The 15080-nt window shown below is 68.9% G+C and carries 12 protein-coding genes; all 12 read right to left on the reverse strand.

Features of this window, described 5'->3' with window-relative positions; translation table 11 throughout:
* Window positions 1-263 precede the first annotated feature (263 nt).
* On the reverse strand, window positions 264-1544 hold the full coding sequence (gene icmH, locus F6X62_RS10510; RefSeq protein WP_153773448.1) for a type IVB secretion system protein IcmH/DotU: 1281 nt from the start codon (window positions 1542-1544) through the stop codon (window positions 264-266).
* Between the two features lie 28 nt (window positions 1545-1572).
* On the reverse strand, window positions 1573-2904 hold the full coding sequence (gene tssK, locus F6X62_RS10515; protein ID WP_112898702.1) for a type VI secretion system baseplate subunit TssK: 1332 nt from the start codon (window positions 2902-2904) through the stop codon (window positions 1573-1575).
* 24 nt (window positions 2905-2928) lie between these two features.
* Window positions 2929-4326, reverse strand: a complete 1398-nt coding sequence (gene tagH, locus F6X62_RS10520; RefSeq protein WP_153773449.1) for a type VI secretion system-associated FHA domain protein TagH — start codon at window positions 4324-4326, stop codon at window positions 2929-2931.
* Window positions 4327-4359: 33 nt separating this feature from the next.
* A complete protein-coding gene (locus F6X62_RS10525; RefSeq protein ID WP_153773450.1) occupies window positions 4360-6321 on the reverse strand; it encodes a type VI secretion system Vgr family protein in 1962 nt (653 codons plus the stop codon).
* Window positions 6322-6574: 253 nt separating this feature from the next.
* On the reverse strand, window positions 6575-7171 hold the full coding sequence (locus F6X62_RS10530; protein ID WP_153773451.1) for a hypothetical protein: 597 nt from the start codon (window positions 7169-7171) through the stop codon (window positions 6575-6577).
* Between the two features lie 31 nt (window positions 7172-7202).
* Entirely contained in the window at window positions 7203-7808 is a 606-nt protein-coding gene (locus tag F6X62_RS10535; RefSeq protein WP_065864803.1) for a hypothetical protein, read from the reverse strand.
* A gap of 17 nt (window positions 7809-7825) precedes the next feature.
* Window positions 7826-8431, reverse strand: coding sequence for a ribosome-inactivating family protein (locus F6X62_RS10540; protein WP_153773452.1), 606 nt, complete (start codon window positions 8429-8431; stop codon window positions 7826-7828).
* Complete coding sequence (gene tssH, locus F6X62_RS10545) at window positions 8428-11073, reverse strand: type VI secretion system ATPase TssH (protein ID WP_153773453.1); 2646 nt, start codon at window positions 11071-11073, stop codon at window positions 8428-8430. The genes F6X62_RS10540 and tssH overlap by 4 nt, the downstream gene beginning before the upstream one ends.
* Entirely contained in the window at window positions 11066-12109 is a 1044-nt protein-coding gene (gene tssG / locus F6X62_RS10550; RefSeq protein WP_256674025.1) for a type VI secretion system baseplate subunit TssG, read from the reverse strand. The genes tssH and tssG overlap by 8 nt, the downstream gene beginning before the upstream one ends.
* Window positions 12094-13968: a type VI secretion system baseplate subunit TssF gene (tssF, locus tag F6X62_RS10555; RefSeq protein ID WP_153773455.1), complete on the reverse strand. Its 1875-nt coding sequence runs from the start codon at window positions 13966-13968 to the stop codon at window positions 12094-12096. Before tssF ends, tssG begins: the two co-directional genes overlap by 16 nt.
* Entirely contained in the window at window positions 13965-14483 is a 519-nt protein-coding gene (tssE, locus tag F6X62_RS10560; RefSeq protein ID WP_153773456.1) for a type VI secretion system baseplate subunit TssE, read from the reverse strand. Before tssE ends, tssF begins: the two co-directional genes overlap by 4 nt.
* Window positions 14484-14580: 97 nt before the next feature.
* A complete protein-coding gene (locus tag F6X62_RS10565) occupies window positions 14581-15063 on the reverse strand; it encodes a type VI secretion system tube protein Hcp (protein ID WP_054895422.1) in 483 nt (160 codons plus the stop codon).
* Between the last annotated feature and the right edge of the window lie 17 nt (window positions 15064-15080).

Genomic DNA, 15080 nt, shown 5'->3' on the forward strand with positions numbered 1-15080 from the left:
GGCGGTTGGCGCGCCAGGCGGCAAAAGCGCGCCAGCCGAAGTAGGCCAACCAAGCGGCCAGCAACGCCGCCACCAGCCAACCGCGCGCCCAGGCCGAGGTCAGTGGCTCGCGCCCGTCGAATGACAGCAGCGGACCTTCGTACCAGATCAGCAGCGCCACCAACGCCACGCCCAGCAGCGACAGCAGCCAGGAACTGGCCAGCCAGCGCAGGCCGCGCATGAGGGTATCGAACAGATAGATCAGATAAGACATCGCCTGGTCCTCACTGCGGCTGCGCAGGAACAAATACGGTGATCTCTACGCGGCGATTGCGCGCGCGGTTGGCTGCCGAGTCGTTGGCCACCAGCGGCTCGGTCTCGCCGCGACCTTCGCTGCGGTAGCGCGTGGCCGGGCCTGCGCGTTCGGCCAGCAGGCGCGCGACGTTGCGCGCGCGGGTGTTGGACAGGTCGAAGTTCGACGACAACCGCGAACCCAGCGCAGGCCGCACGTTATCGGTGTGACCGACCACCAGCACGTCGCCAGGCACGCCCTTGAGCGCCTCGCCTATGCGCGTCAACAGACCGTCGAAGGCGCTCGACACCTCGGCGCTGCCGGAGGCGAACACACCGTCGCCGCGCAGGGTGATCACCGAGCGGTCACTGGTTTCGCGCACGCTCACCAGGCCTTGGGCGATCTCCTCGGCGAGGAACCCGGACACCCGCACCGGCGCCGGCCCCGTGGGCTGGGCGACCTTCAACGGCGAGGCCAGGCGCAGCTCGCCCATCTGCGCGAACACCGGGTCCGAGGCGCGGTTGAGCAGCCAGTTGCCGGTCACCTGCAACAGCACCAGCAGCAGCGCCGCCAAGGCCGCCAGCACCCACAGCGGCACCAGGCGCAGCATCGACACCGGCGCAGTGGGCGCACCGCGCCAGCGTGGCGAAAGGTCCTGCTCGACCGCGCCGCGCTGCTGGCGAATCAACTGCAACAGGCGCTCGCGCAGGGCCGCCAGTTGGTCGAAGCCACGGTCCAGTACGCGGTAGCGCCCTTCCAGGCCCAAGGCCAGGCACAGGTACATCAGCTCCAGCACGTCGAGGTTGGCGCGCGCATCCAGGCTCAGGCGCTGCAGGATCAGGAAGAACTTCTCGCCGCCCCAGGCCTCGTTGTGGAAGGTCACCAGCAGGCTGCTGCCACTCCACACCCCGGCGCCCCAAGGCGTGCTGGAGATGGTTTCGTCGACCAGCGTGCACAGGGCATAGCGCGCCGCGGCGAGGGTCTGGGCTTCCACCCGGGCGTTGCGCGCCTGCGCCTCGAACTGCTGCACGGCCTGCACCAGCCGCTCGCGCAGGGTTTCCATGTCCGGTGCGCGGGTCAGCCCACGCAGCGGCACCACCAGGTCGAGCAAGGGGTTGGCGGCGCGCACCAGCGGGTTGAGGCCGGCGCCGCGCAGGGTCAGGTCGGCTTCGACCGGCGCAGGCGCGGCGCTGGAGGCCGGGCGGCGGCCGCCGGGGGTCGGCAGCAGCAGGGTGTGGTCCGGGTCTTGCCCGGGCTCAAGGGAGTCATTCATGTTCACGGTGATGTACCTGCGCTGTCGATCAGGCGTTGCGGATGGCCCAGAACTGCATGTCCAGCCCGGGGAAGCTGCCGGCCACGTGCAGGGCGAAGCCTGCCGACTGGGTCAGCTGTTGCCAGTACTCGCTGTTGCGGTCGAGTTCGAAGTAGGTGAAGCCTGCGTGGAACGGCAACTGCCGCGGCGCCACCGGCAATGGCCGCAGGCCGATGCCGGGCAGTTGCAGGTTGACCATGTCGCGGATCTTCTCCACCGAGCCCAGCTTGACCTGCGGCGGGAACCCGCTGCGCACCGCTTCGGCCGGCATCTGCGCATGCACGGCGAGGACGAAGGTGGCGCTGCCGAGCAGCGCGCGGTCGGGCAGCACCGCCACGCGGATACCGAACTGACGCTCCTCCAGCGGGATCTGCAGGGCGCGCGCGTCGATCACCGTGGCCAGGGCGCGGCGCAGGTCGAGCATCAGCGGAGCGAAGGTCTCGGCCAGGGCGTCGTGGCGGTACACCGGGTAGCGGCTGGCGCGCTTGTCGGCATGGGTAAAGGTCGCCAGCTCGCCGGCCAACTCAGTCAGTTGGCGGTACAACGCCTCGGGATGCAGCCCGGCCATGCTGGCCAGGTGGCGCACCAGCGGCTCGCTGCGGTTGAGCAGTTGCAGCAGCAAAAAGTCGGCGATCTCTGCCGCGCCGCTGGCACCCGGCTGGGCCAGGCGCGTGGCCATGGCCTCGGCGCGCTGGTGCAGCAGGCCCAGCAGTTCGTCGACGAACGCCGCCAGGCGCGGTGCGGCCTGCAAAGTGAGGCTCGGCGGGCAGTAGGCGGGGTCGAGCAACACCTGCTGGTCGGCGCGGCGCTCCAGCACCCGCGCCACGCCCAACACCGCGTGGGCGTCAGCGACGTCGCTGGCCAGGGCCAGGCGCAGGCGCAGCTTGCCGACGTTCATCAGCGCGCTGTTGTCCAGGCCGTTGCTGTCCCAGGCCTCGTACTCGACGCTGCGATGGCGGGCGAAGTTCTCCGCGCTCACGCGGTCGTCCACTTCCGCCACGCCATGGCGTGCGGTGGGCAGCGCCAGCACCACGTCGAGGTCACGGGCGTCGGCGGGGATCTCCAGCGGCAACGGCATCTCGTCGAATGGCAGGCCGATCGGCGTGCCATCGGGCAGCACGCCGCTGTAAGCCTTGAGCGCCAGCTTGCCGAAGGCCAGGTGCTGCTCGTCGAGCTCCAGGCGCGAGAAGCCCCAGGCGTAGGGGCGCAGCGCCGCGACCCGGGCCTCCAGGTGGGCATTGAGGAAACGGTCGTGCTGCTGCAGGTGCTGGGGCTGCAGGAGCATGCCTTCCGACCAGACGACTTTGCTGTTCCAGGACATGAATGCGATCTCGGGTAAAGGGGTTCAGGGCATGTCGCGCAGGCGGCTGACCTGCTGCTGGTAGGCCACGGAGAATTTCTCGCCGTACAGGCGTTGCAGGTCTTCGTCGCCATCGCGTGCAAGCTCGGCGTGCAGCTCTGCGAAACGCGCCCACAGGCGGGCCTTGCGCGTCGAGGGCAGCACGCGTTCCAGGGCGCCGGGAGCGGCCAGTCGACGTTCGATGCGCACCGGGTCGAAGCGCTGCATCACCTCGCCCAGGGCCTCGCGCATGCCGGCGATCACCGCCATCTCGTGGGCGCGCAGGTCGTCGAAGGCGGCGTGCAGCGCCTGCACGCCGGGCAGATAGGCCGGGGCGTCGGTGCTGAGCATCTGGCTGAGGGCGCTGGTGGGGTCGGGGAAGAACTTCAACGGGTTGTTCGAATGCGCGCCGATCATGGTCATCTCGATATGGCTTTCGCGCTTGGTCAGCGCCCGCGCCATCAGCACGCCCATGGTGCCGCCGGTGGCGGCGCGGAGCATTTCCCCCACCAGCCGGGCCAGCTCTTCGGGGCTGCGCGAGGCGCGCAGGTGCGGCAGGCCGAGGCCTTCGAGCAGGGCCTGGAGCACAGGGTCTTCGCCGGCCGCCGTGGGTTCTGCGGCAACGGGGGCCGGTGTTGCGATTGGGGTGGGTGCAGGCGCCAGGCTGGCTGGGGCGGCAGGCGTCGCCAGCAGGTCGGCCAGGGCGTCGTAGCCATCGGGGATCAACGCCGCTTCCGGCGCCTGGGGGGCTGGGCTGACAGGCAAGGCCGGCAGGGCCTGCAACTCCGGCGACAGGTGATCGGCCGGGGTGCCAAGGAAGGCCGCCGTGGGGCGCTGGCCGCCGAACAGGTTCAGGCCCAGCGGGTCGTCCAGCATCGGGGCCGGCTCGAACACTGGCTCGCCTTGCAGGATGCTCGCCGCCGCCAGGGCGTCGGTGTCCACCCGTGGCTGGCTGAAGCCCGGCTCGCTGCGCGGTGCCACGGGGGCTTCCAGCGGCGGTGGTGGCGGCGGCTGGACCGGCGCCGGTGGCACGAACACCGCCAGGGTCTGGGTGGCGCCAACCCCCGTCTGGTCGGGGTCGGCCTGCTCCACCGCGAGCAGCGCCACACCGATCTGGTAGTCGCCGATCACCAACTGGTCGCCGGCCTGCAGCAGCGTCTCGCGGCCATGGCCGAGCAGGCGCTCGTTGATCACGCTGGGGTTGCTGCCGGTGTCGGTGAGGTAGTAGCCGCCCTCACGCCGCTCGACGCGGGCGTGGCTGCGGGAGATGTACTTGCCCGGATCGTCCAGCACCAGGTCGTTGCCGGGCGCGCGGCCCAAGGTGCCGGCGACGTCGATCAGGCACGCCAGCTCAGCTGCGGGCGGCTGCCCGCGATAACGTTCGACCCACAGTTTCACAGGCATGTCAGGTTCCTTTCGGCAGGAAGGTGGCGGGGTTCACTGGCGGCCATCGTCGGCCTCCTTGGGCTCCAGCGGCTGGCCCACCGGGCCGGGCCGCGAGGCCAGCACCAGGGCGTTGGCGGCGGCCGAGGCCTGGGGCAACGGCAGCGGCAGCATCGAGGCGATGATGGTCGGGCCGAGGGTCAGGAACGAGCCGCCGGCCTTGAGGGTGATGCTCGCCCCCGCCTCGATCACCACGTTCATGCCGCCCTTGATGTGCACATCGGTGCCGCCGCTGAGGCTGGCCTTGAGCGCGCCGTCCAGTTGCAGGTCACGGCCGGCGGCCTGGGACACGCTGCCCACGGCCTTTTCGGTGCGATCGCCCAGCACATGCTGGTGGCGGTCGCCGCCGATGCGTTCGCGCAGGTCCTTGGCCACTCGCGAATGGCGCTCGCCGCCCACCCAATCGAGGGCATCGCGCTCGATGCGCTGGTCGAAGTTGCGCTCGGCGTGGATGAACACCTGCTCGGCACCCTTGCGGTCTTCGAAGCGCAGTTCGTTGTAGCCGTTGCCGCCTTTGCTGGAGTGGCTCTTTAGGGTCGAGCGGGTGGCTTGTTCGGGCAGGTTGTAGGGCGGCATCACCTCGGCGTTGTAGACGCTGCCGGTGACCAGCGGGCGGTCGGGGTCGCCTTCGAGAAAACTCACCACCACTTCCTGGCCGATGCGCGGCAGGAACAGGCTGCCCCAGCGCTTGCCGGCCCAGCCCTGGGCGACGCGGATCCAGCACGAGCTGTTCTCGTTTTCCTGGCCTTCGCGGTCCCAGTGGAACTGCACCTTGATCCGGCCATAGGGGTCGGTCCAGATCTCCTCCCCGGCCTTGCCCACTACCTTGGCGGTCTGCGGGCCGTGCACCAGCGGACGCGGGGTGAGGCATGGCGGGCGGTAGTCCTGCTGGCGCGGCAGTGCGGTGAAGCGGCAGGTGAGCACGGGCGCCGGGTCTTCGGGGCGGGTCGGTTCGTAGGTGTCGGACGACAGCTCGTATTCGGCGGCGAGCACCAGCACCTGTTGGTTCTGATCGCCGCGCGGGTGTTCGCTGAGGGTGAACAGCGCGCCGGGGAACAGCCCGCGCGCGCGGGTAGCGCCCTCGATACGCCGGTAGCTGGTGTGCCGGGCCTCGAGCTGATGGCGGGCCAGGGTCTCGCCCTGCGGGCGCTCGCGGTACTTGCCGGGGTAGTCGTAGCGCTCGAAGCGTGACTGGGCGTAGGGGCGCGCCTGGGTCGACTTGACCAGCAGGTTGGCCGAGGGTTTTTCGAAGTCGTAGGCCTGCAGGGCCCAGGCGCCGGGCTCGACTTCGCCGCTCATGCGCCAGTCGTAGATCACCTCGCTGTCGCGCATGGCCTGGTCCTCGGCTGGCAGGTAGCGCACCTGTGCGTAGCCTGGGGCGGGCGCGTGGGCGCCGTAGCCGTCGGCCAGCACCAGGGTGTGGCGGCCGGCGTCGCTGCGGAAGAAGTAGTAGATGCCGGCCTGCTCCAGCAGGCGGCTGACGAAGTCGAAGTCGCTTTCGCGGTACTGCACGCAGTACTCAAGGGCCGGGTAGCTGGCGCTCAGGCCCGAGGTATCGACGTCGGCCAGGGTGTAAGGGGCGAACACCGCCTGGACGATGTCCGGCACGTTGCGCTGCTGGAAAATCCGGCAGTCGCTGCTGCGGGTCAGCAGCCACAGCCACGGGCGCACCACCGCGTGGTAGGTGGCGAAGCGGCCCTGGCGGCCGGTGTAGGCGAAGCGCGTGACCAGGCCGCTGAAGTGGCGCTGGCCGCCCTTGGGCAGTTCCACGGCAACAGTCAGGGGGGTGGCGAGCAGGTCGTCGAGGTCCAGGTCGGTGCGTTCGCTGTAGAGGTCGATGTGGTATTCGCTCAGGGTCGACAGGCCTTCGCGGGCGGTCATGCGCCGAAACAGCAGGGTGTCGGGGGCCAGCACGCAGGTGACGGCAATTTCGCGGTTGGCTTGGGTAACGGGCATCCAGGGCTCCTTCACGCGGGGTGGCCGCAAGGGTCGGCCTTGGGGACACAACAGGTGGGGAGCGGGGTTTATTCCGTGGGGGGGATGAAAAAAGGCGCAGTGGCTGTCAGTCACCACGTTTTCTGGCATCGGCGATACCGGTGTTCGCGGGCAAGCCCGCTCCTACAGGTACAGCGCCGTTCTCAGGGACGGCGGCGAACCTGCAGGAGCAGCAGTGCGGCATCACGGGCGTAGCCCGTGCCAGGCGACGCGATCAGGCCGCTGCGGTGGACACCAGCCGCTCCAGCACCAGGGTGATGCCAGTGCTGTTGTAGCACTTGCTCCACAGGTTCATCTGCTTGAAGTCGGCGAAGTCCTTGCCGTCACCCGGGTCCATGTAGGTGCCGTCCGGGCGCTGCATCACGTAGTGCAGGCCGATGCCGAAGGTCATCACGATTTTCAGCGCCCGCCGGTTGGCCGCCAGGGCCGGTGGCTCGGAATGGATGATCGGGAAGCCCGCCCGCACGCACTTGGTCTCGGCATCGGGGTAGAAGGTCGACAACGCGCTGGCGATCATCCCGCTCATGTAGATCTTCACATCCAATCCCAACTCGCGGGCAGCGATGGCCACGTTGTGCGGGAAGGAATAGCCCAGCTTGCTCAGGTCGGCCTCCTCCTTGTCCAGCCGCCCGCCCGTCACGGACCCCGAGGTGATCTGGTACAGCGCCGCCTCGCAGAAATAGTTGACCTGCAAGGCCTGGCCGGTGCTGCGCGCGCCGGTGTTCGGCAGGGTGGTCACGCCCAGCTCCGCCGCCGCGCACAACAGCGATGCCGCGCCACAGGAAAATGCGAAATCTTGTTTCTTGTTCATGGAAGGCTCTCGAAGGCCGGCAGGCCTGGGTTCACTTGATGTCGGTAATCCAGAAGAACGGGTTCGGATGGCCAGAGAACGCCGCCGGCTTGTCGACGGTCTCCAGCTGACTGCCGCTGAAACGCCACGAGGCGTAGTGCAGCGGCGCGAAGTACAGCCGCGCGTTGAGGTAGTCGAAGACAATGCGAAAGCGGTTGCCGCCCCAGCCGTAAGCGTCCAGGTCGCCCGCGGTGTACTCGACGTAGCCTGTGGCACAGTTGCCGCCGCCGCGGTCGGCCGAGTGGTGTTTGTTGGCCTGCGCGTAGGTGTGGTACAGCTGCCCGCGTGCCGAGGCCGGCTGCTGCGCCGTCAATTGCGGCAGGTAGCAAGGGGTGTTGGAATGGATCTGGCGCATCGCCCCCAGGGTGTCGTCGCCGATCGAGGTGGCGATGGCGCTGCAATCGTAGGGCGCCGCCGATTGCATCAAGGTGCGCATCAACTGCTTGATGCGCGCGTCCACCGGCAGGTAGCGAAAATCGATGCGGTACAGGTCGAGGATCGGCCCTTGCTTGCAGGCCTTGACGCAATCAGGGTCGGCCGCCTCTTCCAAGGCCTTGATGAACTCGTAGCTGCTTTTCTTGCCGTCGCGCTCGGACATGCTCGTTGTCTCCCCTGTCAGCCTGCGTGGCGCACCCACACCTTGGCGCTTTGCACCTCGGTGAGCTTTTCCCAGTCCTTGAACAATGTCTGCCAGTCGCTCAGCGGCTTGTAGGCGTCGTGCTCGCTGGCCAGCAGGCGTTCGATACGCAGCTCGGTTTCCTTGAAGCGCACCGCTTCGGCGCAGGCCACCACGGCGAACGACAGCGGCAGCCTGAGGTGGTCGTAGCCGCCGCCGCTGTATTGGCGCAGCGCTACCAGGTCCATGCGGGTGAAGGCCGAGTAGGTGGTGGCCGTGGTGTTGGTGCGCAAGGCCGAATGAGTGCCCTTCAGGTCAATCTTGCGCAGACGATTGTTGTTGCCGCCCACGCCCAGCTTCGGGGCAAACGGCGGCTCGGAATCGGCGAAGTGGTACCAGGTGCCATCGGCGCCGAGGAAGGCATCGATGTACAGGGACTTGCGCGACATCAGCAGGCTCGCCGCCACGCCCTCGCCTGGCTTCAGGATCAGGTCGATGCGAAAGAACCCTTCGCGCCCCTTGGGCATGGCCAGCAAGGTGCGCATCTGGGCGATGGCGTCGCCGTAGACGAACAGGCCGGTGTACAGGTGCATGGTGATGATCATGCCGCTTCCTCGTCGTAGGTGTAGTCGAAGGCGCCGTCGCGCACGCCCAGGTGCACGCGGGTGACTGCTTCGCCGCGCAGCATCCGTTCGAGGAATTCGCGGCTGATGGCGGGCAGTACCGAGTGGGTGAGGATCGCGTCGATCATCCGCCCGCCGCTCTCGAGCTCCGTGCAGCGGCTGGCGATCAGCGCTACCACTGCCTCGTCGCAGCTGAACGGCACGCCGTGGCGCTCGGCCAGGCGCCGCTCGATGCGGACCAGTTGCAGGCGGATGATGCTGGCGAGCATGGCGTCGCTCAGCGGGTAATACGGGATGGTCACCACCCGCCCGAGCAGCGCGGGCGGGAAGACTTGCAGCAGCGGCTCGCGCAGGGCGCGGGCGATGGTTTCCGGGTCCGGCACCCGCTCCGGTCGCTGGCACAGGTGGCTGATGGTCTCGGTGCCGACGTTGGTGGTGAGCAGGATCAGGGTGTTCCTGAAGTCGATCACCCTGCCCTCGCCGTCCTCCATCCAGCCTTTGTCGAACACCTGGAAGAACAGCTCGTGCACATCGGGGTGGGCCTTCTCGATCTCGTCCAACAGCACCACGCTGTAGGGCTTGCGCCGCACCGCCTCGGTCAGCACGCCGCCCTCGCCGTAGCCGACGTAGCCGGGTGGCGCGCCCTTGAGGCTGGAGACCGTGTGCGCTTCCTGGTACTCGCTCATGTTGATGGTCACCAGGTTGTGCTCACCGCCATACAGCGCCTCGGCCAGGGCCAGGGCGGTCTCGGTCTTGCCCACCCCCGAGGTGCCGACGAGCAGGAACACGCCCACCGGCTTGCCTGGGTTGTCGAGCCCGGCGCGCGCGGTCTGAATACGCCGGGCGATGGCTTCCAGGGCATGCGGCTGGCCGATGATGCGGCGCGACAGGCTGCTGGCCAGGTTGAGCACGTTGTCGATCTCGTTGCGCACCATGCGTCCGACCGGAATGCCGGTCCAGTCCTGCACCACGGCGGCCACCGCTTGCTCGTCGACGGTGAGCAGGATCAACGGCGTCTCGCCCTGGGCCTCGGCCAGCGCTTGCTGGCGGCTGCGCAGCTCAACCAAGGCGTCGTCGCTCGCGCCCTCGCCGCCCAGTTGCCCGCGCAGTTCGACGATCGCCGCCACCTGTTCCTGCTCGCTGGCCCAGGACGCCTCCAGGCCATCGAGCCGCTCGCGCTCGCGGGTGCGCTGCGCGTCGAGGGCCGCCTGGCGCGCTTCGGTGTCCACCCCCAGCGCGCGCTCGCGGGCGATGATCGCCTGCTCGGTGCCCAGCGCTTCGAGTCGGCGACGGCTGTCGTCCACCGCCGCCGGGGTGGCGTGCAGGCTGATGGCAACCCGCGCGCAGGCGGTGTCGAGCAGGCTGATGGCCTTGTCCGGCAGCTGGCGCGCGGGGATGTAGCGGTGCGAGAGGCGCACCGCCGCAGCCAGCGCAGTGTCGAGAATCTGAACCTGGTGGTAGCGTGCCATGCTCTCGGCGATGCCGCGCAGCATCAGCAGCGCCCGGGCCTCGTCGGGTTCGTCGACCTGCACGGTCTGGAAGCGCCGGGTCAACGCGGGGTCTTTCTCGATGTACTTCTTGTACTCGGCGAAGGTGGTCGCGCCGATCGTGCGCAGCGTGCCACGGGCAAGCGCGGGCTTGAGCAGGTTGGCCGCATCGCCGGTGCCCACCGCACCGCCAGCGCCGACCAGGGTGTGGGTTTCGTCGATGAACAGGATCACCGGCGTGACGCTGGCCTGCACTTCGTCGATCACCGCGCGCAGGCGCTGCTCGAACTCGCCCTTCATGCTCGCCCCGGCCTGCAGCAGGCCGACGTCGAGCACCAGCAGGCGCACCGTGCGCAGCGCTGGCGGCACGTCACCGCGCACGATGCGCTGGGCCAGGCCTTCGACCACGGCGGTCTTGCCGACCCCGGCCTCGCCGACCAGCAACGGGTTGTTCTGCCGGCGGCGCATGAGGATGTCGATGACCTGGCGGATCTCGTCGTCACGCCCGACGATCGGGTCCAGCGTGCCGCTGCGCGCCTGCCCGGTGAGGTCGACGGTGAAGCGCGCCAGCGCCTCCTGGCCATTCGGGCCGGCGCTGGGCAGCGCGCCGGAGCTTTCCCCCGGTGCCAGTTGGAAACCGTCGCTGGCCGTCTGGTTGGCCTCGGGTGAGTCGGCCAGCAAGGTGGCGAAGCACTCGGTCAGGTCGTCGACGCGCACTTTGGCGAACTCGGCGGACAACGCCAGCACCGCATTGCGCAGGGCGCGGTCCTTGAGCAGGCCGACCAGCAGGTGCCCGGAGCGCACCTGGGCCTCGCCGAACATCAGCGTGGCATGCACCCAGGCGCGCTCGACCGTGTCTTCGAGTTGCGACGACAGGTCGGTGATCGAGGTGGAGCCACGCGGCAGGCCGTCCAGCGCCGTGGTCAGGTCGGCGGCCAGGCGCGCCAGGTCGAGGCTGTAGTGGCGCACGATGCGCACCAGGTCGCTGTCCTGCGCCTGCAGCAACTGGTGCAGCCAGTGCGCCAGCTCCACGTAGGGGTTGCCACGCAGCTTGCAGAACACCGTGCTGCTTTCGATGGCCCGGTAGCACAGGCCGTTGAGTTTGCCGAACAGGGCCACTCGACTGATCTCAGCCATGATCTGATCCTTGCGATGAGGGGGAAACGGAAGGGGTAAGGCGCGGGTTGATGAGCAACTGGCGGTCGTCTTCGCTCGGTGGTGCGCTGCTCAGCCAACTGCTCCAGCCAAGCCGGGCATCCCGGCCCAGGCGGGTGCCGGGCAGGTGCTGGCGGGCGACGATCAGGTTGACGTCCCAGTCCAGCGCCAGGCCCGCGTACTGGCGCACCCAGTCGGTCAGCCGACGCAGGCCGGGCTGGCCCGGCAGCAGGCGGCGCACTTGGGCCATGCTCAGCGGGCCGACCCGCAGGCGGAACTTGCCCTGGGCGTTCCACACCTTGCGCCCGAGCACCGTGCCCACGCCCAGGCGCTCGGCGCTCGGCCCGCTGCGCAAGGCGCACAGGTCATCGGCCGGCAGGGTCATCCAGTGGCCGACGAACTGCTCCACCTGCACCGGCACGCCGAGGTCGTCGCTGAGCAGCGCGGCCAGGCCACCGGCATTGCGCATGTGCGGCGCCAGGCGCCCGGCATGGTGCTGCTTGGCCAGTTGCGGCACGGCATCGCGGCCTTGCAGCGAGGGCATGCCCAGGCCGATCAGCGAGGCCACGTAGTCGGAGAAGCGGTCGGCGCCGGGGCGATCAAGGCTGACCGCTGGCTGGGCACTGGCCCAGGCGCGGTAGAACAGGCTGATCAGGCGGTGATGGAAGATATCGAGGAAGCGCGCCAGGGTCGGGTCGTCGACATTGCGCTGGCGATCGCGTACGTATTCGGTCAGGTGCAGCGGCAGTGGGCCGTTGGCGCCCAGTGCGCCGAAGCCATTGAGCAGAAGGCGCGGCGCCTGGTGCCCGTCGCCCGCCTGCAGGCCCGCCAGCATCGACGGTTCGAAGGCCAGCGACGGCTGCTGGCCGAAGCGCAGCGGCTCGTCGGCCGGGCGGCTGGCCTGGCCGATCCGTGGGCGGTCGGCGAAGGCGCATTCGAGCTGGCGCAGGGCGGCGTAGAAGTCGAACGACGCCGGTTTCTGCGCGAGCCGCTGCAACAGCGCTAGAGGATCTCGCATCGCCCTACCCTCGCCGGCCACTGCATGATCAAGCCGCGCGTAGTGCTGTGCAGCTGGGTTTCGGTAAAGCTGTTGAGCGCAACGTACTTGGCGAAGAACTGCTCCAGCACCGCGCCGAAGACGAACAGGCTGGCGCCTTCGAAGGCGCTCTCGTCGACTGTGACGCACACCTGCAAACCACGGCCATGGGTGATCGGGCCTGGGATCGGCAAGCGTCGCACGATCGACCGCGCGCTCACCGAGCGCAGCCCGTCGACCTGCTTGTGCACCGGCGTATCGCTGACGCCGCAGTACAGCCGCAGCAGGTCGCGCAAGGCGCTGGCGCCCTGCTCCGGGTCCTGGTCGAGCAGCGACAGGTAGTTCAGCGACAGGTGGCTGACCAGCCGCCAGGCGGTTTCGCCCTCGGCGAACGAGGCTCGCGGCGCGGTCGGCCCGGCCACGCAACGCACCGCCTGCACCGGCGCGCCGGACTCGACGGTGAAGTCGGTCTTGCCCACGCCCACCGGCATGCTCAGCACCAGGTCGCGGTTGCTGCACAGGGTGTCGACGCCCAGCTGGCGCAGGTCGCTGCGGTACGGCGCCTCGTGGGCGTCGACCAGGGTCAGGAAGATCTCGCTGCCGATGTAGCTGGAGCGCGGCCCCTGGCGACGCTGCTGGGCGCTGAGCACGCGGGTGTCGCGGCGCACCTGGTACCAGGCGCCCTGGCGAGGGTCGTGCAGGTCGTTGGCGCGGTAGAACGACTCGAAGCGCTGCTCGGCCTCGGCACCGCTGCCGTGGCCGGTGACGCCGGTGACCTGATGGATCTCGAAATCCATCGGCCTGGTGCGGTCGGGCACCACGTGGTAATCGACCTGCTGGTCAGACAGGTGCACGCGGTCGGCGCGTTTGGGGAACAGGTTGATCGCCGGGGTGCAGTGCAGCGCGAACTGCGTGGCGGACACGCTGCTTTCGAGCGCTGGCACGAAGGTCTTGAACAGCACCGTCACATCCAGTTCACTGACGTCGCAACGCTGCACCGCCGGGCCCAGTCCGCCCAGTTCGACGAACTGGAAGCGCTGCGGCAAGGCGAAGTATTCCTGCAGCAGCCGGTAGCCCTGGAAGGTGCGCGGCGCCACCGGCAGCAGGGCCTGGTCGTCGTCAAAGCCCTGGGCGCGCAGCGCCGAGGCGTCGATGAAGGCGTGCCAGCGGTTGTCGGCCTGCACCGGCTGCACCAGCACCCCGGCGGCCTGGGCCAGCAGTTGCTCCTGGATGCGCCCGGCCAGCCCTTCGGTGCCGCGCAGGTGCAGCATCAAACGCTCGAGGGCGAGCTTGTCGAAGGTCAGCCCGGCGCCGACTTTCAGGCGCAGGCGCAGCGCTGCCTTGACCGGGCCCAGGCGCGCCAACTCGACACCGCCGACCTGCCCGGAGCAGGCGAAGTAACGGGCCTCGGTGAGCTCGATCGGCCACAGGGTGACGTCATGCGCGGTGCGGAATTCGCAGGCGGTCTGGTCGCCCTTGCCCAGCAGGCTGTGCAGCGCCGTGCCGCGCGGTACGGTGAAGCCTGCGGCCAGGCTGCCTTCGGCGAGGTCCGGTTGCAGTTGCACCAAGGCCGTGGCTGGCGTGGGTGCCAGGTAGTGGGGGTAGACCAGCTCCAGCAGGTGATTGGTGAAGCGTGGAAATTCGGCGTCGATCTTCAGTTGCACCCGCGCCGCGAGGAAGCTGAAGCCCTCCAGCAGGCGCTCGACGTAAGGGTCGGCGCAGGCGTGGCTTTCCAGCCCCAGACGCCCGGCGACCTTGGGGAAATCGCGGGCGAACTCACCGCCCATCTCGCGCAGGTGCTGGAGTTCGCGCTCGTAGTAACGCAGCAGCTTGGGGTTCATCGCACACCTCCGGCGTCGATGTCGTAGAGCTTCACATCGCCCGCCTCCAGGTCCAGTTCGGTCTTCAGGTACAGGCGCTCGGGCAGCGGCTGGCCCCACAGCTCACCGTGGATCTCGAACGCCACCTGGTTGGGGCTGGCCTGTTCGCGGTCCCGGGCCAGTGGCGTGACGCGCACGCTGGCGGGCAGGATGCGCGGCTCGAAATCGACGATCACCTGCTCGATGCGCCGCGCCAGGGCCTGCGGGTCGAGGCCGGTGGCGGTCTTGCCGGACAGGTCGGGCAGGCCGAAGTTCAGCACCGAGCGCGCCGCCAGCGGGTAGGCGGTGAGGTCCTGCACACTGCCCAGGCTGGTGCCGTTGAGCAGCCAGCCGAGGTCGCGCAGCACCGCCTTGCGCAGCGCGCGCATCGACAGCACGCGCTGCTCGCGGGGCTCGTGCGACTGGTCGCGGGCGTCGTCGCTCAGGCGGTCGAGCAGCGAGGGTTGCAGACGCTTACTGCTGGTCAGCTCAGCCATGGTCGACAGCGCCAGGCAAGATGAAGGGGGTCATGGGCGACACTCCAGGTCGAAGGACCGGGCCGGCGCCTGGGCACCGGCCGGCCACGGGGCCAGGTCAGATCTTGGCGTTGGCTTCCAGGTCCCACTTCTTCGGCGTGCCGGTGGTGATCTTCTCGCCGCTGAAGGAGTCGTACTGGTAGCTGATCTTGGTGAAGTTGATCGAGAAGGTTTCGCTCGGGCGCTCGCCGTTGCTGCTGGCCGAGTAGGAGCTGATGATCGCCTCCTCGAGTTCGAGCTTGAGGAACACCTGCTCTTTCTTCTCGGCGCCGCCGGTCTGGATGAAGTGGATCTCGGCCTTGCCCAGGCTCTTGCCGCACACCGCTTCCATGAACAGGTCGGCGGACGCCAGGTCGGTGGCCTTGGTCAGGGAAATCTCCGAGAACGACGGGTTGCTGGTGTCGCGGTCGGCGCCACCGCCGCTGGTGGAGATGGCGCGGCCGACGCCCATCTGCAGGGCGTCGATGGTGATCCAGTCGGCGTGGCCGGAGACGGTCGAGGTGCCTTTGATTTTCTTGCCGTTGAAGTTGAGCAGGATCATGGTCTGTACCTTTTCGG

The sequence above is a fragment of the Pseudomonas sp. MNR3A genome (genome assembly GCF_009650575.1).
GTDB classification, from domain to species: domain Bacteria; phylum Pseudomonadota; class Gammaproteobacteria; order Pseudomonadales; family Pseudomonadaceae; genus Aquipseudomonas; species Aquipseudomonas machongensis.